Consider the following 20,582-nt stretch of genomic DNA (forward strand, 5'->3'; position numbering starts at 1 on the left):
GGACCGGCCTTAACCCGCCGCGCCCTGGATGCCGGCCACGATCGAGGCGGCCCCGAAGATGATGAAGCAGCCCAGGATCACGGTCGCACCGAAGCGCCAGTTCATGCGGCCGGTCAGCATCATGAAGCCGACTGCGGCCACGGCCATCACCGCGACGGCGGTGGCGACGCTGCCCAGCAGCGTGTTCTGCATCCATGCCAGCGCATTGTTGATCGGGCCGGACCCGGCGGGGTCCTGCGCCTGGGCAGCGGAAGGCAGGGCCAGCGCCAGCACGGCGGCGAGGCGAAAAATCACTTTCATAGTCAGTCGGAACTCCGGGAATAATCGGGCCTAGAATAATTGGAGAGGCGGCCCATGATCGAAGCGACATAGACCTGTGTTTCACGAATGCGCGGGATGCCGCCGGCACGGATCACCCGTCCCGGCCCGGCATTGTACGCGGCCAGCGCCAGTTCCAGGTCGCCGTCGAAACGGTCGAGCTGCTCGCGCAGGTAACGCGCGCCACCTTCGAGGTTGGCGAGCGGATTGTCAGGGTCGACGCCAAGGTCGCGCGCCGTGCCGGGCATGAGCTGGGCAAGGCCGCGCGCACCGGCGGGCGAGACGGCGCCTTCGCGCCAGCGGCTCTCCTGCCACACAACCGCTTCCAGCAGGGCAGGCGAGAGGTCGTAACGGGCGGCCAGTTCGTGCACATAGGCAACGTAGGCAGCCGGGATGGCGGAGGCATGTTCGCCGGTGTCGGCTACGGCCGTTTCGGGCACGAGGGCGGTGGATTCGACGGGCACTTCGGCAAGCGGGACAGGGGCAGCATAGCTGGCGGACATTTCCTGTGTTCCCGGTCCCGAAATCCACTGGGCTTCGCCTTCTGCGGAAATCTCCAGCACATCTGCCTGCGCGGCGGACGCGCAGAATCCGGCCAGCGCAAGCGCAACCGTAGATGTGACCGAACGCAGAATCATCGCGAACCCTCCAGTGCCGCCCCCAATGCTTACATCAAGTGACAGCGCTATGACAAACCGAGTCCGGCCCAATTCCAGACACGACAAGGCCCGGAAAACCTAGGCTTTCCGGACCTCGAGGGCGGTGCAGTCGGCTGCCCGATGCACCATATATGGCTTTTATTGTTCTGTTGGCGCGATCAATCGAGCCGGTTTTCAAGCGACAGAAGGGCCAGGCGTGCGGCGCGGCGCGAATCGATCCACTGGCCGTCAGCCAGTTCCAGTTCGTAGCGATCGTTGCTGGCGATAGCGGCGCGATAGGCTTCCTCGGCCCGGGCGAAGTCGCCCGTGGCGGCATAGGCCGCGCCCAGGTTGATCAGCAGCGCGGGGTCACCCGGATTCTCGGCACGGGCAGCCTCAAGATTGGCAATCGCTGTCTGCATGTCGCCGGCGGCAACGGATTCATAGGCCACGTCGCGGGTCTCGCTTTCCTGCTCGACCATGGTCGCAGTCGGACCCATCTGTGCAGCCATCAGCACGGCAAGAGCAGTGGCAAACATCGGCATTCTCCCAAATCAGTTGCCCGAAGAATGCGCCGATCATGACGGTTCCGCAACAAAACTGTCATTTTGTCATAAAAGTGAAACATGACGGCGCGCCATCCGTATCCGCGGCCAGGTTTCAGCAAACTGTAACACAGCCAACAAACTGTCACGCGCCATCCCTAGCGGACTCCTCGCGACATCGCATTTCGCATTCCTGATTTTCGGTTTTTTGAGGGGACCGTTCGCTGTGACTACTCTTTCCCGTTCGCTGATTCTCGGCGTTTCCGTAATGACGCTGGCTGCCTGTGGCGCTGATGAAATCGTTTCGCCCGGCACCGGTGGCAATGTGACGATCAACAACGTCACCAACAACCCGGCCCCGACGCCCACGCCGTCGCCGACGCCGACCGCCACGCTGGTAACCCCGGCCAACGGCTGCCCCACCATCGCCGACCCGCAGGGCCTGACCGATGAAGGCACCATCACTGGCCCCGAAGGCGAATGGCGCGTCTGCGCGACGCCGGATCGCTTCAACGTCTCCTCCACCCTGCCGCGCGTCGATGGCCTGCTCTATCGCCTGCCCGGCCAGGTCAATGTCGGCACCGACGGTGGCCCGGCTGATGTCGGCGCCGATACCGATGTCGAGCTGACCATCGAGCCCGGCGTGATTATCTACGCCAGCGGTTCGTCGTTCCTGAACGTCAACCGTGGCAACTCGATCGACGCCAACGGCACCGCCAGCATGCCGATCATCTTCACCAGCCGCGACAATATCCTGGGCCTCAACAACGAGAACTCCTCGGGCCAGTGGGGCGGCGTCGTCCTCTCCGGCCGCGCCCCGGTGACCGACTGCTTCCAGCCGGCCGCCGTCCCGGGCACCGTCGATTGCGAACGCCAGGTGGAAGGTGCGGCTGCACCGACCTTCTTCGGCGGCGCGACCAACGACGACTCGTCGGGTTCGCTCAGCTATGTGCAGATCCGCTATTCGGGCTTCGTCCTGTCGGGCGACAACGAGCTGCAGTCGCTGACCACGGGCGGCACCGGTACCGGCACCTCGATGAGCTACATCCAGTCGGTCAACTCGTCGGATGACGGCGTCGAATTCTTCGGCGGCTTCGTCAATCTCGATCACCTGATCGTGGCCGGCGCGGAGGACGACTCGCTCGACACCGACACCGGCGTGAAGGCCAACCTGCAGTACGTGCTGGTCGCCCAGCGCGACGGCATCGGTGACGCGATCATCGAGGCTGACTCGAACAACGGCCTGGAAGACCAGACCCCGCGCCAGAACACGCAGGTGAGCAACTTCACCTTCATCCAGCGCAAGACCGACGACCAGGTGGTCCGCATCCGCGGTGGTGCCGACTATGGCTTGTCGAACGGTGTCATCTTCGATGCGACCGGCGCCACGCCTTGCATCCGCATCGACCTCGACGAGACCATCCGCGCCGCAAACGCCGGCCTCGACGATGTCGGCCCGCCGACCTTCAACTCGGTGGCGCTGGATTGCACCACCAACTTCCGCGACGGCAGCGGTGGCGTGACCGCCGCGCAGGCCGAGGCGATCTTCGATGCCGGTACCGGCAACGACAAGGCCTACACCCACTCGATCGTGAACGGTTACCTGAACGGTGCCAACGAGGACGGTTACGCGCCGATCTTCGACGCCACCGCACTGTCGAGCTTCTTCGACACCGTCACCTTCATCGGGGCGGTCTCGGCGGCCGATGACTGGACCCAGGGCTGGACCTGCGATTCCGCCGCGCTGACCTTCGGCAACAACACCGGCAGCTGCCTCGGCATCCCGGTCTTCTGATGATGCGCAGGAGGGGGAGCGTTCGCGCGGCCTTGGGCCACGCGCCGCTTCCCCTCCCGCTTTTTTTGCCGGCGGGCCGCATGGCTCGCCCTGACTTTTCGGATCGACCCATGAGGGATTCATGAACATGACCACTGGCAAGCGGCTGGCGGGGCTGCTGTTGCTCACCACCGCGCTCACCATGCCCAGCGCGGCTTTTGCACAAGATGTCGGCGCTGAAACCGACGAGGAACTGCCGCAGGACGACGAGCAGGTCGAAGAACCCGATGTTTCGATCCCCGGCGGTTCCATCATCGTTACCGGCCGCATCAATCGCAATCCGGAGCGCAACTCCTCGCAGGTCGTGAACGTGCTCTCTACCGAGCAGATCGCGCGGACGGGTGAAGGCGACATCGCCGGCGCGCTGGCCCGCGTCACCGGCCTGTCGGTGCAGGGCGACGGCTTCGTCTTCGTGCGCGGCCTCGGCGATCGCTATTCGCTGGCGCTGCTCAACGGCCTGCCGCTGCCCTCGCCGCAGCCGCTCAGCCGCGTGGTCCCGCTCGACATCTTCCCCACCAACGTAGTCGCTTCCAGCCTGGTGCAGAAGACCTATTCCGCCAACTTCCCGGGTGAATTCGGCGGCGGCGTGATCAACCTCACCACCCGCGCCATTCCCGACGAGAGCTTCCTCGAGATCAGCGGCGGCCTCAGCGGCAACACCGAAACCACCTTCCATAATGGCCTGAGCTATTACGGGTCGGACTTCGACTGGTTCGGCTTCGATGATGGCACGCGCGACGTCCCGCCCGCGCTGCAGACCTATTTCGACAGCGGCCTGCGCATGAGCGACGTGCCGCTCGACCCCGAACAGAACATCGGCGGAGCACCGTTCACGCAGCTCGATATCGCCAAGCAACTGGGCAACCCCAACCTGATCCTGCTGCAGAAGATTGGCGACATCCCGGCCAACTGGTCGGCTGGCCTGACGGCCGGCACCTCGGTCGATGTCGGTTCGGACGGCGTGCTGGGCATGGTGCTGACCGGCTCGATCAGCAACAGCTGGCGCACCCGCGACATCGCCTCGCAATCGATCCTGGCGGGCTTCACGCTCGACAGCGACTTCCGCGATCTCGTCACCGACAACTCGGTACTGGTGAATGCCCTCCTCGGCTTCGGGCTGGAATTCGGCGACCATCGCATCCGCTGGACCAACCTGTTCATCCGCGACAATTCCAAGCTCGCGCGCCTGTCCGAAGGCGAGGACTTCCAGGACGACGACTCCATCCAGCAGCAGCAGACCGCCTGGTACGAACGCCAGCTAATCGACACGCAGCTGGTGGCGGAACTGGAGTTCGGCGACCTCGGCGTGGAGCTGCGTGGCGGCTATGCCCGCACCGATCGCGAGGCGCCGTATGAGTACACCTTTACCTATGTGCGCGATAGCGCCCAGGGTCCGCTCAGCGACCAGTTCATCAACGTGCTCGACCGTCAGACGGGTGACGCCTCGGTGGTGTTCTCCGACCTGCAGGAAGAGCTCTACGCCGGCGGTATCGACCTCAGCTATCCGATCTTCGACAGCTTCGCACTGACGGTCGGCTATGCCTACAGCGATACCGAACGTTTTTCGGCACGCCGCGAGTTCCTGTTCAACGCGCCGACCAGCTTCCCCGATGCGGTGGGCCTGCTGCGGCCGGACCTGCTGCTGGGCGACGCGATCATCGACTACTTCGATATCGGCCTGATCGAATCCACCCAGACCGACCCGGCCTTCGAGGCCGGACTGACGATCCACGCCGGTTACGGCAAGATCAACTGGGAGCCGGTGCTGGGCGTCCAGCTGGATGTCGGTGTGCGCTACGAGGATGCCGAACAGACCGTCGATCCGGTCGAGGTGTTCAACACGCCGCTCAATTCCGCCAGCTCGACCGCGCTCAACAACGATTACTGGCTGCCCGCGGCCACGATCACCGTCGAGCCGATGGATAACCTGCAACTGCGCGCCAATGCCAGCCGCACGCTAGCCCGTCCGCAGTTCCGCGAGCTGATCTTCCAGACCTACTACGACCCGGAAACCAATCGCCAGTTCAACGGCAACCCGTTCCTGGTGGATAGCGAGCTGCTCAACTTCGAACTGCGCGGCGAATATTACTTCGGCGGCAGCGACCGGATTTCGCTGGCCGGCTTCTACAAGGATATCGACAATCCGATCGAAGCCTTCTCCAGCTTCTCCGACAACAACCAGCTGACCAGCTTCGCCAATGCGCCCAGCGCTACGCTATGGGGTGTCGAGGCGGACCTGCAGTACACCTTCGACCTCTACAACTGGGGCGGCTTCTTCGAGACCAAGGAACTGGTGCTGGTGACGAACTACACCTACACCAATTCCGAAATCTCGGTGGCGACGGGCGACATCACCCGCCTGTTCCCGGGCGGCGATACGCCTGCCAGCAACCTGTTCACCGACGGTGTCCCGCTGACCGGCCAGTCCGACCACCTGGTCAATGCCCAGCTGACGCTGGAGGACATCGACCAGCTGCAGCAGTTCACGGTGCTGGTATCCTACGCCAGCGAACGCGTGACCAGCCGCGGTACTTCCGGGCTGCCGGACGTGATCGAGGATCCGGGCCTGCAGATCGATCTGGTCGCGCGCCAGGGCTTCGACCTGTGGGGCAACGAGGTGGAGCTGAAGCTGGAGGCCCGCAATATCCTGGGTCGCCGCTACGAGGAGTTCCAGACCGACGGCACCAACCGTGCGGACATCAACTCCTACGATCGCGGCACCGAACTGGCGGCCTCGCTGTCGATCACTTTCTGACAGTCGCCTACAGGGGGCGATAACGAACGGCTTCCGTCGCGAGACGGGAGCCGTTCTTCTTTGCTGGTCGGTATCGAGCCTAGATCAGGTCGAGTACGTAGCCGCGGCCGTGGACGGTGCGCAGCAGCTCGCCCGCACCGACGTGGCGCAGGCCCTGCCGCAGTCGCTTGATCCACACATCGACGGTACGCAGGTACTCGGGATCGCCATCCTTGCCGAGCGCGTCGACGAGTTCCTGCCGCGTCAGCACGCGGTTGGGGTTCTCCGCCATGAAGCGCAGCACGCGGAATTCGTTGGGTCGCAGCGTGACGAGTTGCCCCCGCCAGCAGGCCTGTTCGCCAGCGATGTTGATCTGCAGGTCGCCCAGGTCGAGCATGCGCCTCGCCGGTGTCGCCGGACCCAGCGCAAACAGGGCCAGGACCCGGTCGAGCATGGCCTGCCGGTCCAGCGGCCCGACGGCATAGTCATCGGCACCCGCCTTCAGCGCACGGCGCCGGTCTTCCGGGTCATCCTCGTCCAGCACCATGGTGACATGCGCATCGCGCATGCGCGCGTCGGACCGCAGCCGGCGGACCATTTCCAGGCCCGACAGTTCCTCCATCACCCAGTCGACGAATACCCAGGCCCGGCCGTCGACCAGCCGATTCGGCCCCTCAGGCTGCAGGTGCGCGAAGGTGAACAGGGTCTCGCCCTGCTGAAAGTCCTCGAACCGCGCGGCGGCCGCGTCTGTCGTGAAAATGAAAGTGCGAAGCATGTCCCGAACCTGCTGGTGTCGTCCGGATTGTCTGCCTCGCCAGCATGACCATCCTATGACACCGCAGGGCGGGAATTTCGGACTGGCTACATCGCCGGCGCCGGGCAGTAGCGGGCCAGGTACTGGCCGTGGCCGGGCATGTGCTGGACGAAGAAGCGCACGGATTTCTCGATCTCGTCGAGCTCATGGCGCGCCTTCTCCTGGTCCAGGGCCTCTGCCATCGCGTTATGGCCCCGCATATGGATGCCCTGGCCCATCATCACCGCGGCCCAGCTGGTCTCGGTGAACAGCTCGTCCTCCTCGCGGAAGACCTGGCCATTCATCTTGAACAGCTCGACCTTCTCGGTGAGGCTGTCGGGCACGCTCATCGTGCGGCAGTAATTCCAGAACTCGGAATCGTCGCGCGTCGTGGCGTTGTAGTGCAGGATCAGGAAGTCGCGGATCTTCTCGTATTCCTTCACCGTCAGCCGGTTGAAGGTGTTGGCCTGGGCCTCGGTCACGCCGTCCATCGAAAGCAGCGCCATCAGCTTGTTGATGCCGGTGTTGATGAGGTGGATCGAGGTCGATTCCAGCGGCTCCATGAAGCCTGCGGCAAGGCCGATGGCGATCACGTTCTTGTTCCAGAATTTCTTGCGCCGCCCGGTCACGAAGCGAAGGTGGTTGGGCTCGGCCGTCGGCTTGCCGGCCATGTTCTTCACCAGGATGTCGGTCGCCTCGTCGGCATCCATGAAGGCGTCGCAATAGACATGGCCGTTGCCGTTGCGATGCTGCAGCGGCACCTGCCACTGCCAGCCTGCCGAATGGGCGGTGGCGCGGGTGAAGGGCGGGGGCGGGCTGCCGTCGTCGCGGTTGCAGGGCAGGGCCACGGCGCGGTTGCAGGGCAGCCAGTGGGTCCAGTCCTCATAGCCGGTTTCCAGCGTCTGTTCGATCAGCAGTCCGCGAAAGCCCGAGCAATCCACGAACAGATCGCCGGCAATGGTCTGTCCGCTCTCGAGCTTGACCGACGTGACGAAGCCGGATTCCGGATCCTGCTGCACGTCGACGACCTTGCCTTCCTGCCGCACCACGCCCCGCTTCTCGGCGAATTTGCGCAGGAAGCCGGCGTAGGCGGTGGCATTGATGTGATAGGCATAGTTGACCGGCGGCAGATCGTCGCGGCGCATGTCCTGCGTCTTGGCGAACTTGCCGAAATAGGCAGCCATGGTCTCGATATTGAAGGCCTGGATGGGACGGTTGTCCCCCTGCTGGCGGAAGTGATGCCAGATATGCAGGAAGGTGATCCCGCCGATGGGATAGCCGTAGTTGCCGAACGGGTGGATGTAGCTGTCGCCCAGCTTGCCCCAGTTCTCGAACTGGATGCCGAGCTTGAAGGTGCCCTGGACGGCCGCCATCATCTCCGCCTCTTCCACGCCGAGGAGCCGCTGGAATTCGACAAATGGCGGGATCGTGGCTTCACCGACGCCTACGGTGCCGATCATTTCCGACTCGATCAGCGTGACGTTGAGATCATGCCCCTCGCGCAGGCGGGACAGCGCCGCCGCAGTCATCCATCCGGCCGTACCACCGCCGACAACCACAATGTTCTTTAAAGCCATTTCTTGTCGCAATCCTCTCGTACCCGGCAAGTCTAGCGCGCTTCCCGGACCATCGCAAAATCGCCCGAAAGTCTAGGATGCGCGCACCCTGCCGGACCTGCTACTGCAAAAATGATACACATCTCACGGCTAATTGTGAACGTTCATTTTTGGGGTTGTGAACGCTAACATTAGTGGTATGCAAGGCGTGATGTCCCGGGTGGGATATGTGTGTTTTGGAAGCGATCTAGTCTGAAAAATCCAGGCGGATCAAAGGGGAGGCCTTAAGTGTCAGCTCGAATCGTCAACCGTAATACCGTGACAGGTGGCCGCTTCCGCGCGCTCGCCGGTGTTTCCAGCCTTGCCCTGTGCATGGCCGTCAGCAACGTCGCTTTCGCGCAGGAAGCGCCGGAAGAGGAAGCTGACGAAACCGAAACCAACACCATCGTGGTGTCGGGCTTCCGGGCCTCGCTGCAGAGCGCGCAGGGCATCAAGGAAAATGCCGACACGTTCGTCGACGTGATTACCGCCGAAGACATCGGCGCGCTGCCTGACCGCTCGGTAACCGAAGCGCTGCAGCGTGTCCCGGGCGTCAACATCGGTCGCTTCGAAAAGCCGACCGACCCCGACCGCTTCTCGGTGGAAGGCACCGGCGTCATCATTCGCGGCCTTCCCTATGTCCGTTCGGAACTGAACGGCCGCGAGATCTTCTCCGCCACCGGTGGCCGCGTGCTCAGCTTCGAAGACGTGTCGCCCGAGCTGCTCGGCCGCGTCGAGGTCTTCAAGAACGTCACCGCCGACATGATCGAAGGCGCGATTGCTGGTACGGTGAACCTCGTCACCCGCAAGCCGCTCGACCGCCCCGGCCTGAACATCGCCGGTTCGTTCGAGATGAACTACGGCGACCTGCGCGAAGACTGGTCGCCCACCTACAACGCGCTGATTTCGAATACCTTCGATACCGGCATCGGTACTTTCGGCCTGCAGGCTGCCTATTCGAACAGCGAATTGCGCAGCCGCACCGACGCCTCGCAGATCTCCGATCCCTGCTACCGCGATCCCAGCGATTTCTCGCAGGGTTGTATCCGCTCGACCTTCGTGAGCTCGGGCGGCTTCGGTGACCAGCTGTTCGACGCGACCAACTTCCCGCCGTCTGGCTCGGTCATCGTTCCGCAGTATGCGAACGTGCGTACGACCGACCTGAACCGCGAGCGCGAAGCCATCTCGCTGATCGGTCAGTTCGAAAGCACCGATGGTCGTTTCCTGCTTACCGCCGAGTATCTGCGTTCCGACACGACCTTTGGCACCGAGGAATTCGCGCTGCTGGGCCGTATCGACGACGGTGTCTCCTCGCCGAACCCGGCTGCCGGCAGCACCTGGACCTTCGACGAGAACGGCCTGCTCGAAACCGGCGTCCTGACCCAGAACGTCGGCGACATCTTCGCCAACCCGTTCGGTCGCGGTGGCATTCCGCTCGACGCCCTGCGCTTCGTGCGTGAAGCTCAGTCGGTGACCGAGGACTTCTCGATCGATATCGACATGGAGTTCAGCGACCGGTTCCGCGCGACCTTCGAAGGCCAGTACATTACTTCCAACCTGACGCGTGATTCCGTCTTCGGTGCCACCAGCACCTGGGCCGACATCGCGCTCGACCTGCGTGGCAGCGTGCCGGACATCCAGTTCATCGCGCCTCCGGGCAGCCCGGACGATTACTTCACCAGCGGCTTCTACACCTACTACTGGTTCGGCCTCGACAGCCGCGAAGCCAACGACGGCGAACTCTACAGCCTGCGTGCAGACTTCGAATACGACATCAGCGATGGCTTCTTCCGCGCCGTGCGTTTCGGTGGTCGCTGGTCCGAACGTGATCGTGCGACGCGCAACACCGACTTCAGCACCTGGGGCAACCTGTCTGCTCCGTGGGCAGGTCGCGGCGGTTGTACGCCTTGGGGCGAAGGCCCTGGCTGTCAGCCGGGCGCGCAGGGTACTGTTGCCCAGGACTGGAGCGGCGATGGCGTCGTGCAGTGCGAATGGGGTGAGTGCCCCGGTTACACGCCGGGCCGATTCTACATCGGCGGCCCGTTCCCCGGTAACGACAACTTCCTGGTTCCGGGCAACATCGATGGCATCGGTGGCGGTGCCTACATCGATGAATTCCCGGCCTATGCCAATTATCGCGATCCGTTCGCTGCCGGCTTCCAGCGGGGCAATTCGACGACTCCGATTCCCGGTGGCGGCGCATTCTTCTACGGCGGCGACGATTTCCTCGCGGAATATCTGGACGGTGTGACCGACCAGCAGTGGGACGAAATCACCACCTTCGGCCAGAGCCCCGAGCGCTTCAACCTCGGCGTCAACGGTCGTTCCTACACCGATCCGATCACCGGCGTGACCACGCAGTGTGATCCCTTCTGCCCGTTCGAAACGACGGACGTGATCGAAGTCACCAAGGCAGCCTATGCTCGCCTCGACTATGGCCACGATTTCGCCAACGGCTGGGCGCTCGAAGGCAACATCGGGCTCCGCTATGTCGAAACCACGGTGGAAACGGGCGGCCTGATCGGCTTCCCCAACCCGATCCGTTTCGATGATCCGGCTGGTAGCGGCAATGGCGACGGCGTCGTGACGGTCCAGGAAATCCAGGACTCGTGCCAGGCTCCGGCTGCGCCGGGCGTGCAGCGCGGCTTCTGTGATCCCTCCTTCGCTCCGCGACTGGCAGAGTTCGCAGCCGCCTATACCGGCGAGATCATCGACGACAGCCGCGACATCACCTTCGACAATTGGCTGCCCAGCTTCAACGCAAGGCTGGACTTCGGTAACGGCATGCTGGTTCGTGCCGCAGTATCGAAGGGTATCTCGCGCCCCGACCTGATCCTGTTCCGTTCGGGCGGCGGCTTGGGCGACAACACCGGCAACCTGCTGCAGGCGGGTAACCTGCTTACCGGTCCGCTGTTCACGCTGCGTGGCGGCAACCGTAACCTGCGTCCGGTGGAATCCTGGAACTACGACCTCTCGTTCGAGTGGTACTTCGACACGGTCGGCTCACTCACCGCGTCGGTGTTCCTCAAGGACATCGAGGGCATCGTGAACACCGGTCTCGAGACCCGCACCTACACTGCGCCCAGCGGCGTCACCGTGGATGCGACCTTCCAGGGCCCGTTCAACGATCAGAGCGGTAACCTGAAGGGCTTCGAGATTGCCTACCAGCAGGTCTACGACTTCCTGCCGGGCTTCCTCGACGGTCTCGGCTCGCAGATCACCTATACCTACATCGACGGCGGGGACTTCTCGAACCCGAACCTGGCAAACCCGGGTGAACCTTCGGTGGCCACGGGCGGATCGGAGCTGCTGGCAGGTCCGTACTCCTTCCTGCAGCCGCTGGCCGGGATTTCCGAGCACACTGTCAACGCAACCATGTTCTACGAGCGTGGGCCGCTGGCACTGCGTGCAGCCTACAACTGGCGTTCGGCATTCCTGATCACGCCACGCGACGACATCTTCCCGTTCTCGCCGATCTGGCAGGAAGACACCGGGCAGCTCGACGCGTCGATTTTCTATTCGGTCACCGACGACATCAAGGTCGGCGTGCAGGCGGTGAACCTGCTCGACGAAGTCACCGAGACCAGTCAGGTGATCGATTTCGACGGCACCCGCGTAACGCGATCTTCGTTCCGCAACGACCGTCGATTTACTTTCCTCGTCCGTTTCGACTTCTAAGGTCGGAGCTCCTCCGGACGAAGGACCACATGGGCTCCTGCGCTCCTCTCGCGCAGGGGCCCATTTTTTCCGGCGCGGCGGATGGGGTAAGCATCCGCCCGCCGAGAGTGGGAAGGGCCCGAAATGACCGACTGCGCGAGAACTTCGCGTCGCCTCGGCTTGCGCCGTTCCGCGACGAAAAACAAAGGCATCTGGCAATATTGCGCAGACGCCGCTACCGGTCTGCCGCTTAGGGGATTTGGGTAATGGCACGCAGGCGCCAATCCGTAACGATCAAACATGTAGCCGCCGACGCCGGCGTGTCGCTGCAGACCGTTAGTCGTGTCATCAACAATGAAGCCAACGTCCGCCCGGAAATGAAGGAGCGGGTGCAGGCTTCGATCGACAAGCTCGGCTACGTGCCCTCGATCGCCGCGCAGCGGATGAGCGGCTCGCGCAGCTACCTGATCCTTGCCATCAACGACCGCGAACGCACGATCGAGGACTGGCGCGCTCGCGAGGGTCGCGACTGGGTCGACCAGATGCTGCTGGGCGGCATGCTGAAATGCGCCGAATACGGCTATCGCCTGATCTTCGAACTGGTCGACACGCACGACGACAATATCCAGCGCGAGCTGAAGGGCACGATTGCGGCCTTGCAGCCGGATGGCGTGATCCTGACGCCGCCGCACTCCGACAACCCGCTGATCACCGACCTGCTGACGGCGCAGAAGATTCCCTTCGCCCGCATCGGGTCGCGTGCCAACGGCACGAACATCTCGATCACCATGGGGGACGACCAGCTGGCCGCCATGGCCACCCGGCACCTGATCGACAACGGGCACAAGCGCATCGCCTTCATCGCCGGCGACAAGGAATATGCGCTGAGCCAGTGGCGCAAGGACGGCTGGCTGGAGGCCATGCAGGAAGCCGGGCTGCCGACCGAGGGCCTGTGCGAACGTGGCGACTTCTCCTACGCCTCGGGCGAGGCGGCGGCCAGGACGCTGCTGGCGCGCGAGGGACGTCCGACCGCGATCATCGCCGCCAACGACCAGATGGCGATGGCGACCAATGCGGTGGCCCAGGAACTGGGGCTGGACGTGCCCGGCGACCTGTCGCTGATCAGCTTCGACAACACGCCGGTGGTGCGCTTCATCCAGCCGCCGCTGACGGCAATCGACCAGCCGGTGGCGGAGACGGTCTCCACCGCGGTCGAACTGCTGATCAAGAAGCAGCGCGGCGAGGCAATGCCGCCGATGCCGGTGGTGGTGGAAGGCAGCCTTGTCGAACGGGACTCGGTCGCGCCACCCCGCGACGCTTCATGAGCGAACAACCCGTGACCACGGGTGCCGCGGCAAGCGATCAGTCGCTCCGGTTCATGCTGCTCTATGCGCTGGCGGTGGCCGGCGGGGCGATGGCCTATGTGCCGTTCCTCACCATCCTGCTGCCGGTGCGCGTGGAAGGTCTTGCCGATGGCGAGGCGGTGCGCTGGCTGGCGGCGACGGCGTTCTCCGGCGCGGTTGCGGCAAGCCTTTCCAACATCCTGTTCGGCTGGCTGTCCGACCGCACGGGTACGCGCCGCCCGTGGATCGCGGTCGGACTGGTGCTGAGCTCGGCCTTGCTCGTGGCGATGTGGCAAGTTTCCGAACTGGTGCCGCTAATCGGACTGCTGGTGCTGTGGCAGATCTCGCTCAACATGATGCTGGCGCCGCTTGCCGCGATGGCGGGCGACCACGTGCCGGATCACCAGAAGGGCCTGCTCGGCGGCCTGCTGGCCTTCGCTCCGGCGCTGGGCGCGCTGTCCGGCACGCTGGTCACCATCCCCGGCCTGGCGGAGCCCGACGAGCGGCTGGTGATGGTGGCGGGACTGGTGGCGCTCTGCGTCCTGCCGGTGCTGTTGTTCGGCAGGGCGCGCCCGTTTCCCGAACTGATGGAGCCGCGCGAGGCCATTGATGCCGCAGTGGACCCGCGCCCGCGCAAGCTGGTGACGCGGATGTGGCTGGCCCGCCTGCTGGTGCAGATCGCCGAGGCCGCGCTGTTTGCCTATCTCTACCTCTGGTTCCGCACCATTGCCGAGGATTTCAGCGACAACGATACCGCCCAGGTGTTCGGCGTGGTGCTGCTGGTGTCGGTTCCGGCGACCTTGCTGGTGGGGCGCTGGGCGGACCGCAACGACCGCCCGATCCTGCCGCTGACAGCCTGCGCGGCGCTGACCGCCATGGCCCTGCTGGTGATGGCCGGGGCCGGCAGCCTGCCGATGGCGCTGGTCGGATATGCCTTGTTCGGGCTCGTCTCGGCGATATTCCTGGCCCTGCATTCGGCGCAGACCCTGCGAGTCCTTCCGCGCCCCCAGCACCGCGGGCGGGACCTGGGATTGTTCAATCTCACGAATACGCTTCCGTCGCTGGTCATGCCGGGACTGACGCTGGCCATGGTGCCCGTCTTCGGATTTTCCGGACTTTTCATACTTTTGGCGGTCCTAGTGACGCTCGCGGCGCTACTTCTGGCCAGCGTTCAGCGAGCAAACTAGGCGCTTGATTTCCACGCCGCTCTCTGCGATTGCTGGGAAATTGAGAACGTTCCCAATTTGACGAGGAAGCGGATGCGGGTGGGGAAATTTGTACGTGCGACTTTGGCTGCGACAGTCCTGGGGCTGAGCGTATCGGCATGCGATACGTGGCCATTCGGAGCCGATGTGACGATCGCCGAGTCCACGGTCCCATACACCGATGAGGATGCCTTTATCGCCGACCTCGTTTCGCGCATGTCGCTGGAACGCAAGATCGGCCAGCTGATCCAGCCGCAGATCAATTCCTTCACGCCAGAGGACATGGAGCGTTACCGCTTCGGCAGCTATCTCAATGGCGGCAATGGCGGGCCCTATGGCGACGAATTCGCCCCGGCTTCCGAATGGCTGCGTTATGCCGACGAGATGTACGAGGCTTCGATCGAGCCGCTGCCCGATGGCGAGCCGGTGATCCCGACCATGTGGGGCACCGATGCCGTGCACGGCCATACCAATGTGGTCGGCGCCACCATTTTCCCGCACAATATCGCGCTGGGTGCGGCGGGCGACGCCGACCTGGTGCGCCGCATCGGGCATGCCACCGCGATCGAGATCGAGGTGACCGGCATCGACTGGAACTTCTCGCCCACGGTCGCCGTGGCGCAGGACGACCGCTGGGGCCGTACCTACGAAAGCTATTCCGAGAACCCCGACCTAGTGGCCGAACTGGGTGCCGCGCTGGTGGAGGGCCTGCAGGGCGACCCCGACAGCGACGGCTACCTCGGCGATGGCCGGGTGATCGCGACCGCCAAGCACTTCTTCGGCGATGGCGGTACCGAGAACGGCGTCGACCAGGGCGAAGTGAATGGCGAGATCGAAGACCTGCTGGCGCTGCACGGCCGTCCCTATCCCGCTGCCATCGACGCCGGGGTCGAGGCGATCATGGCCAGCTTCAACTCGATCAACGGTCGCAAGATGCACGGCAACGGCGACCTGCTGACCGACGTGCTGCGCGGCGAAATGGGCTTCGACGGCCTGGTGGTGGGTGACTGGAATGGTCACAGCCAGGTGGCCGGATGCACCGTCACCGACTGCCCGCAGTCGCTGCTTGCCGGTCTCGACATCTACATGGTGCCCGACGACTGGAAGGAGCTGATGGAGACCCTGATCGCGCAGGTCGAGGATGGCACCATCCCGATGGCGCGCGTCGACGAAGCGGTTACCCGCGTGCTGCGCGTGAAGTATCGCGCCGGCCTGCTGGCCCCCGAACCCGTGCTGCCGTCCGAGCGCGGGGTCGCCGGACAGTACGAGCTGCTGGCCTCGCCCGAGCACCGCGCACTGGCTCGCGAAGCCGTGGCGCGTTCGCAGGTCGTGCTGAAGAATGACGGCGTGTTGCCGCTGCGCAGCGGTGCCAATGTGTTGGTCGCAGGTAGCGCCGCCGACGATATCGGCCGCGCTTCGGGCGGCTGGACGCTCGAATGGCAGGGCGGGCTGGAAAGCCAGATGGGCGAGAGCGCGGGAATGGTCGGCGAGCTGTTCCCCAATGCCTCTTCGATCTGGGATGGCTTGCGCGAAAACATTGCCGCGAACGGTGGCACCGCCACGCTGTCTCCCGACGGCAGCTTCGACGAGCGCCCCGATGTTGCCGTCGTGGTGTTCGGCGAGAAGCCCTATGCCGAATTCGCCGGGGACCAGGGCGATCTGGTGTTCCGCGACGAGGAAGGCCTCGAACTGCTGCGCGGCTTCCGCGAGCAGGGCATCCCGACGGTCGCCGTGTTCCTTTCGGGTCGTCCGATGTGGATGAACCGCGAACTCAACGCCTCCAACGCGTTCGTCGCAGCCTGGCTGCCCGGCAGCGAGGGCGCGGGCGTTGCCGACGTGCTGACCGGCGCGCGGCCGGCCATTGGACGCCTGTCGTTCTCCTGGCCTGCTGCCTGTGGCGGCACGCCGGTGAATGGTCCGCAAGGCGCGCTGTTCCCCTTCGGCTTCGGGCGCACGCTCGAAGACACCTCGGCCCTGCGACAGCTGTCGGAGACCTGCGCCGCGCTCGATCGCGTCGACGGTTCCGACCTGTTCAGCTCGGGCCGGCTCGCCAGCGGCGTGGTCGCCTATGCCGCCGGGGGTAACCTGACGACCGCGATGGACATGCTGGCGCAGATGCGCGGCAGCTCCACGGCGGCCGGTGTCTCGGTCCGCGGCATCGACCGCAATGCGCAGGAAGACGCCCGCGAGATCACCATGCAGGCCGGTTCGCGCTTCGGCATCGAACAGTCCGAGGGCGGCGAGGGCGCCTTCCGCATCACCTACCAGGTGGATAGCCGCCCGACTGCGCCGGTGCGCCTGACGGTCGGCACGGGTGGAGATGCGACCACGCTGGATGTCACGCGCCGCTTCGAACATGCTGCCGGCAAGGGCTGGCGCGAAATGGTCATCACCGAGGAATGCGCGCCGGGTCTCGGCGACAGGATCGAATTCGCCACCCAGGGCAACCTGCTGTGGGGCATTGCCAGCGTCACGCGTGAAGAGGTGCCGGAAGGCACGGAATGCACGTTCTGAATTGACTAGTCTCCGGCACCCGCACCACAAGCGGGACCGGTTTTAGGGGAGAATGCAAATGGCGCTAGCGCCCGACGTTTCCAGCAGTACCGATCCGGTTCCGCTGACCGATGATGACGATCCGCCGGTCGATGCGCCTGGCCTGCAATACTTCGTGATGGGGCTGTTCTTCATCTTCGGCGGGATCACCTCGCTGAACGATGTGCTCATCCCCAAGCTGCGCGAGCTGTTCACGCTTTCCTATACCGAAGCGATGCTCATCCAGTTCTGCTTCTTCGCGGCTTACCTGCTGATCGGCATTCCCGGCGCGAAGCTGGTGAAGAAGATCGGCTACATGCGCGGCGCGGTCGCGGGCCTTTGCACGATGATTGCCGGCTGTCTGCTGTTCATTCCGGCCAGCCAGACGGCGACTTACGCGATCTTCCTCGGTGCCCTGTTCATCCTGGCGAGCGGCGTGGTGATCGTGCAGGTCGTGGCCAATCCGCTGATCAGCCTGCTTGGCCCGCCATCGACGACGCACAGCCGCCTGACCTTCGCGCAGGCCTTCAATTCGCTGGGCACCACGGTCTTTCCGATTGTGGGTGCGGCGGTCATCCTCGGCAGCCTTGCCGACGTTTCGGCAGACCAGCTGGAGGGCGCTGCCCTGCAGGCCTATCGCGCTGCGGAGAGCGAGGCTATCTGGCAGGGCTACCTTGGCGTTGCCGCGCTGATTGCGCTCGTCGCGGGCGCCGTCTGGTTGTTCCGCAACCGCCTGCCGCACGATCCCAAGATCATGGGCGACGGCGAATTCGTCTCCAACCGCCGCTACCTCATCGGCCTGGCCCTGGCTGCCAGCGGCGCCTTCGTCGCGCTGCAGGTCAACGGCGTTCTCGGCGTCCTGCTGATCCTCGCGGCACCCGTGCTCTGGCTGTATGACAACGACCTGCTGCGCCGCAGCCGGTTCAGCTATGGCGCCCTGTGCATCTTCCTGTACGTCGGTGCGGAAGTCTCGATCGGCTCGATCATCATCAACTACCTGTCCACCGAACGCGTGCTGGGGGAACCCGAAAGCGTGATCGGCTGGATGATCGGCCTGTACTGGGGCGGCGCGATGGTTGGCCGGTTCATCGGTTCGGCTGCGCTGCGCATGTTCAGCCCGGGCAAGATCCTGGCCTTCAATGCGACTGGTGCGATCACGCTGATTATCGTCTCGACCCTGACGAGCGGCGAGATTTCGGCCTACACGCTGCTGGCCGTGGGCCTGATGAACTCGATCATGTTCCCGACCATCTTCTCGCTGGCTTGCGAAAAGCTGGGGCCGCGCGCGGCTGACGGTTCGGGTATCATCAACGTGGCCATCTTTGGGGGCGCGGTCGTGCCGCTGCTGTACGGCGTGGTGGCCGATGCCACGGGCGGCAACCTGGCGCTCGCCATGGTCATCCCGATCGTGTGCTATGCCATCATCGCAGGCTTCGGCATTTTCGCCCGCAAGCCGGCTGAGACCCACGCCTGAGGGTAATCGCGCGCGGCAGGTCCTCAGCCTGCCGCCGCTGTCCTACAAGCGCGGCGCCATGCTCCGACCAAGGGCATGGCGCCGTTGCCTTTCCTGCCTTGCGGACCGTTATCGACAAGCGGGATTGCGGCCCGGGATTTTGCCCCCGGGACAGTGTTCCATGTGTTCCAGGTTAGCGCTGCCAGGCGTCTAGTCGGCCCGCGCCATGCGCGGCTGGCTGGCACTGCCGGCGTTCCACAGCACCTGCTGGAACGGCATCCCGTCCCCGCCGCGATCGACGATGATATGCTGGAAGCCCGGCACCTGATGGTCGCGGAAATCCTCGGCATCGGTGCCCAAGGGTTCGGCCAGCACCATGGTGTAGAACTCGCGGCGCATGTACTCGGACAGTTCGCCCGCTTCCATCGCGCCGTCGCCGTTCATGTCCGCCGCGCCTTCCAGCGCCTGGCGGAAGATGTGGCTGATATAACCGCCCGACTTCTCGCCCGAGGCGACGAGGCTCAGCGTGTCGGCATCGGAACTGAAAATGCCCATGCGCTCGTCGCGCTGGTCGATGACCTGGTCGAACCCGCCGGCAAAGCAGGCGTCGATCACCAGCAAGGTGCGGGCATCGACGCCCTGCATCATCTCGGCCAGTTCGTAATCGTAGAGCGCGGCGTCGAACAGCTCGATCGTCTCGGCACTGCCGTCGCGCTCGGTGGTCATGTTCTCCACCTTCTCGCCGTGGCCGGAGAAGAAGATCAGCAGGGTATCGTCCGGTCCCATCGCCTGCGTCAGCTCGCGCAAGGCGCGGCGGAAGTTGGCGCGGGTGGCCTGGGCATCGGTCAGCGTCACGCTTTCAGGCGCCAGCACGCCTGCCTGCCGCAAGGCATGGGTGACACGCTCGGCATCCTCGTCGGTACGGTTGAGCGGGTTGATCCGCTCGTAGTTGGCGACGCCCACGCTCAGCGCATAGACCTGGGCGCTGCCGCTGGCGGGGCGTACCGTGCGAGTGGCCGGGTCGGCCTCTGCCATCCGCACCGTGTAGTCGCCGCTTTCGCCCGGCGAGAAGCTGCTGGCCGCCAGCGTATAGGTGCCGTTGAGCGGCAAGGTGATCGACAGGCGGCTGTTGGTATCCTCGATCCCGCCGCGATCGTCGTTCTCCTCCATCCGCCCGTCGGGCAGGTAGAGTGTCAGGTAGGGGTCGATCTGCTCGGACTCGATATCGATGGTGAGGCGCTGCCCCTGCCGCCCGGCGAAGCGATAGTAGTCGACATTCTCGCCGGTCAGCGTGGTGGCATCGCTCTGCACCAGCCTGCCGCGCGTAGCCTGTCCCAGAGCGATCGTGCCGGCCTCGACGCCGGCAGGGACGGGATTGGCCGGATCGAGTGTGGCAAGGCGATAGGCGCCGCTGCCGGAACCCTGGTAGCTGTCGACGGTGATGCGGTAGGTGCCGCTGGCGGGCAGCCGCGTATCGATCAGGCTGTTGAGCGTCAGGCCGCTCGGTTCGTCGTCGTTCTCGACACTGAAGCCGCCGGGGCCGTCGATGCGCAGGACGGTATCGAAATCGTCGGAACTGAGCACCATGCGCAGGCGCTGTCCGGCCTCGGCTTCCAGCGTGTAGGTATGGGTGCCGCCCTGCAGCGTGCTGGTGGCGGTCTCGCCCAGCGTGATGCGCCCGCCGCTGACACGGGCGGGCTTGCGATACTGCTTGTCGACGGGCTTGGCAGCGGCTTCGCTCGCCGTGTCGACCGGCGCTTCTGTGGGAAAGGCGAAGCCTGTCGCCGCCGCGGCAAGGGCAATGCCGCCCACGCCCCCAAGCAAGATCCGCTTCATCATGACAGCCCCCTGCAATTGTTCATGCCTTCAGGCACCTTGCCCCTTAAAGGATTAATGGAGCCGGAATTGCCCGGTAAGGCAAGGTCAACGGCGGGC

13 protein-coding genes are annotated in these 20,582 nt (G+C 64.6%); 7 read left to right on the forward strand and 6 right to left on the reverse strand.

The window, feature by feature from the left end; all coding sequences use genetic code 11:
* Window positions 1-9 precede the first annotated feature (9 nt).
* The 3 genes from OZN62_RS11555 to OZN62_RS11565 all read right to left on the reverse strand — a co-directional run bounded on the left by OZN62_RS11555 (window position 10) and on the right by OZN62_RS11565 (window position 1,495).
* The gene (locus OZN62_RS11555) at window positions 10-300 is read right to left on the reverse strand and encodes a TrbC/VirB2 family protein (protein WP_269099908.1); all 291 of its coding nucleotides are present in this window, start codon (window positions 298-300) and stop codon (window positions 10-12) included.
* Window positions 301-302: 2 nt separating this feature from the next.
* Window positions 303-956 carry a lytic transglycosylase domain-containing protein gene (locus OZN62_RS11560; protein ID WP_269099909.1) on the reverse strand — a complete coding sequence of 218 codons (654 nt, stop codon included), beginning with the start codon at window positions 954-956 and terminating at the stop codon, window positions 303-305.
* A 179-nt stretch (window positions 957-1,135) separates the two neighbouring features.
* Entirely contained in the window at window positions 1,136-1,495 is a 360-nt protein-coding gene (locus OZN62_RS11565; RefSeq protein WP_269099911.1) for a tetratricopeptide repeat protein, read from the reverse strand.
* 232 nt (window positions 1,496-1,727) lie between these two features.
* On the opposite strand from OZN62_RS11565, the gene OZN62_RS11570 reads away from it, so the two are divergent.
* Complete coding sequence (locus OZN62_RS11570) at window positions 1,728-3,296, forward strand: hypothetical protein (protein ID WP_269099912.1); 1,569 nt, start codon at window positions 1,728-1,730, stop codon at window positions 3,294-3,296.
* 127 nt (window positions 3,297-3,423) lie between these two features.
* The gene (locus OZN62_RS11575; protein ID WP_269099913.1) at window positions 3,424-6,090 is read left to right on the forward strand and encodes a TonB-dependent receptor domain-containing protein; all 2,667 of its coding nucleotides are present in this window, start codon (window positions 3,424-3,426) and stop codon (window positions 6,088-6,090) included.
* A 79-nt stretch (window positions 6,091-6,169) separates the two neighbouring features.
* On the opposite strand, the gene OZN62_RS11580 is transcribed toward OZN62_RS11575, so the two are convergent.
* Together OZN62_RS11580 and OZN62_RS11585 are read right to left on the reverse strand one after the other, a co-directional pair.
* Window positions 6,170-6,844, reverse strand: coding sequence for a response regulator transcription factor (locus tag OZN62_RS11580; protein WP_269099914.1), 675 nt, complete (start codon window positions 6,842-6,844; stop codon window positions 6,170-6,172).
* An 86-nt stretch (window positions 6,845-6,930) separates the two neighbouring features.
* Window positions 6,931-8,439 (reverse strand): tryptophan halogenase family protein, encoded by a 1,509-nt coding sequence (locus tag OZN62_RS11585; RefSeq protein ID WP_269099916.1) that lies wholly within the window; start codon window positions 8,437-8,439, stop codon window positions 6,931-6,933.
* A 267-nt stretch (window positions 8,440-8,706) separates the two neighbouring features.
* On the opposite strand from OZN62_RS11585, the gene OZN62_RS11590 reads away from it, so the two are divergent.
* The 5 genes from OZN62_RS11590 to OZN62_RS11610 all read left to right on the forward strand — a co-directional run bounded on the left by OZN62_RS11590 (window position 8,707) and on the right by OZN62_RS11610 (window position 18,668).
* Window positions 8,707-12,135, forward strand: a complete 3,429-nt coding sequence (locus OZN62_RS11590) for a TonB-dependent receptor domain-containing protein (RefSeq protein ID WP_269099918.1) — start codon at window positions 8,707-8,709, stop codon at window positions 12,133-12,135.
* Window positions 12,136-12,380: 245 nt separating this feature from the next.
* Entirely contained in the window at window positions 12,381-13,439 is a 1,059-nt protein-coding gene (locus tag OZN62_RS11595) for a LacI family DNA-binding transcriptional regulator (RefSeq protein WP_269099921.1), read from the forward strand.
* A complete protein-coding gene (locus tag OZN62_RS11600; RefSeq protein ID WP_269099924.1) occupies window positions 13,436-14,644 on the forward strand; it encodes an MFS transporter in 1,209 nt (402 codons plus the stop codon). The genes OZN62_RS11595 and OZN62_RS11600 overlap by 4 nt, the downstream gene beginning before the upstream one ends.
* Window positions 14,645-14,809: 165 nt before the next feature.
* The gene (locus OZN62_RS11605; RefSeq protein WP_269099926.1) at window positions 14,810-17,176 is read left to right on the forward strand and encodes a glycoside hydrolase family 3 protein; all 2,367 of its coding nucleotides are present in this window, start codon (window positions 14,810-14,812) and stop codon (window positions 17,174-17,176) included.
* A gap of 58 nt (window positions 17,177-17,234) precedes the next feature.
* Entirely contained in the window at window positions 17,235-18,668 is a 1,434-nt protein-coding gene (locus tag OZN62_RS11610) for a sugar MFS transporter (RefSeq protein WP_269099927.1), read from the forward strand.
* Window positions 18,669-18,857: 189 nt separating this feature from the next.
* On the opposite strand, the gene OZN62_RS11615 is transcribed toward OZN62_RS11610, so the two are convergent.
* Window positions 18,858-20,486, reverse strand: coding sequence for a pre-peptidase C-terminal domain-containing protein (locus OZN62_RS11615; RefSeq protein WP_269099929.1), 1,629 nt, complete (start codon window positions 20,484-20,486; stop codon window positions 18,858-18,860).
* Between the last annotated feature and the right edge of the window lie 96 nt (window positions 20,487-20,582).

Origin of the sequence: Aurantiacibacter sp. MUD11, assembly GCF_026967575.1 — a bacterium.
GTDB lineage: Bacteria > Pseudomonadota > Alphaproteobacteria > Sphingomonadales > Sphingomonadaceae > Alteraurantiacibacter.

Coding starts and splice junctions, on each gene's coding strand:
- OZN62_RS11580 (WP_269099914.1), bottom strand. CDS start 6,844: ATGCTTCGCACTTTCATTTTCACGACAGACGCGGCCGCCGCGCGGTTC.
- OZN62_RS11565 (WP_269099911.1), bottom strand. CDS start 1,495: ATGTTTGCCACTGCTCTTGCCGTGCTGATGGCTGCACAGATGGGTCCG.
- OZN62_RS11610 (WP_269099927.1), top strand. CDS start 17,235: ATGGCGCTAGCGCCCGACGTTTCCAGCAGTACCGATCCGGTTCCGCTG.
- OZN62_RS11600 (WP_269099924.1), top strand. CDS start 13,436: ATGAGCGAACAACCCGTGACCACGGGTGCCGCGGCAAGCGATCAGTCG.
- OZN62_RS11615 (WP_269099929.1), bottom strand. CDS start 20,486: ATGATGAAGCGGATCTTGCTTGGGGGCGTGGGCGGCATTGCCCTTGCC.
- OZN62_RS11560 (WP_269099909.1), bottom strand. CDS start 956: ATGATTCTGCGTTCGGTCACATCTACGGTTGCGCTTGCGCTGGCCGGA.
- OZN62_RS11575 (WP_269099913.1), top strand. CDS start 3,424: ATGACCACTGGCAAGCGGCTGGCGGGGCTGCTGTTGCTCACCACCGCG.
- OZN62_RS11555 (WP_269099908.1), bottom strand. CDS start 300: ATGAAAGTGATTTTTCGCCTCGCCGCCGTGCTGGCGCTGGCCCTGCCT.
- OZN62_RS11585 (WP_269099916.1), bottom strand. CDS start 8,439: ATGGCTTTAAAGAACATTGTGGTTGTCGGCGGTGGTACGGCCGGATGG.
- OZN62_RS11595 (WP_269099921.1), top strand. CDS start 12,381: ATGGCACGCAGGCGCCAATCCGTAACGATCAAACATGTAGCCGCCGAC.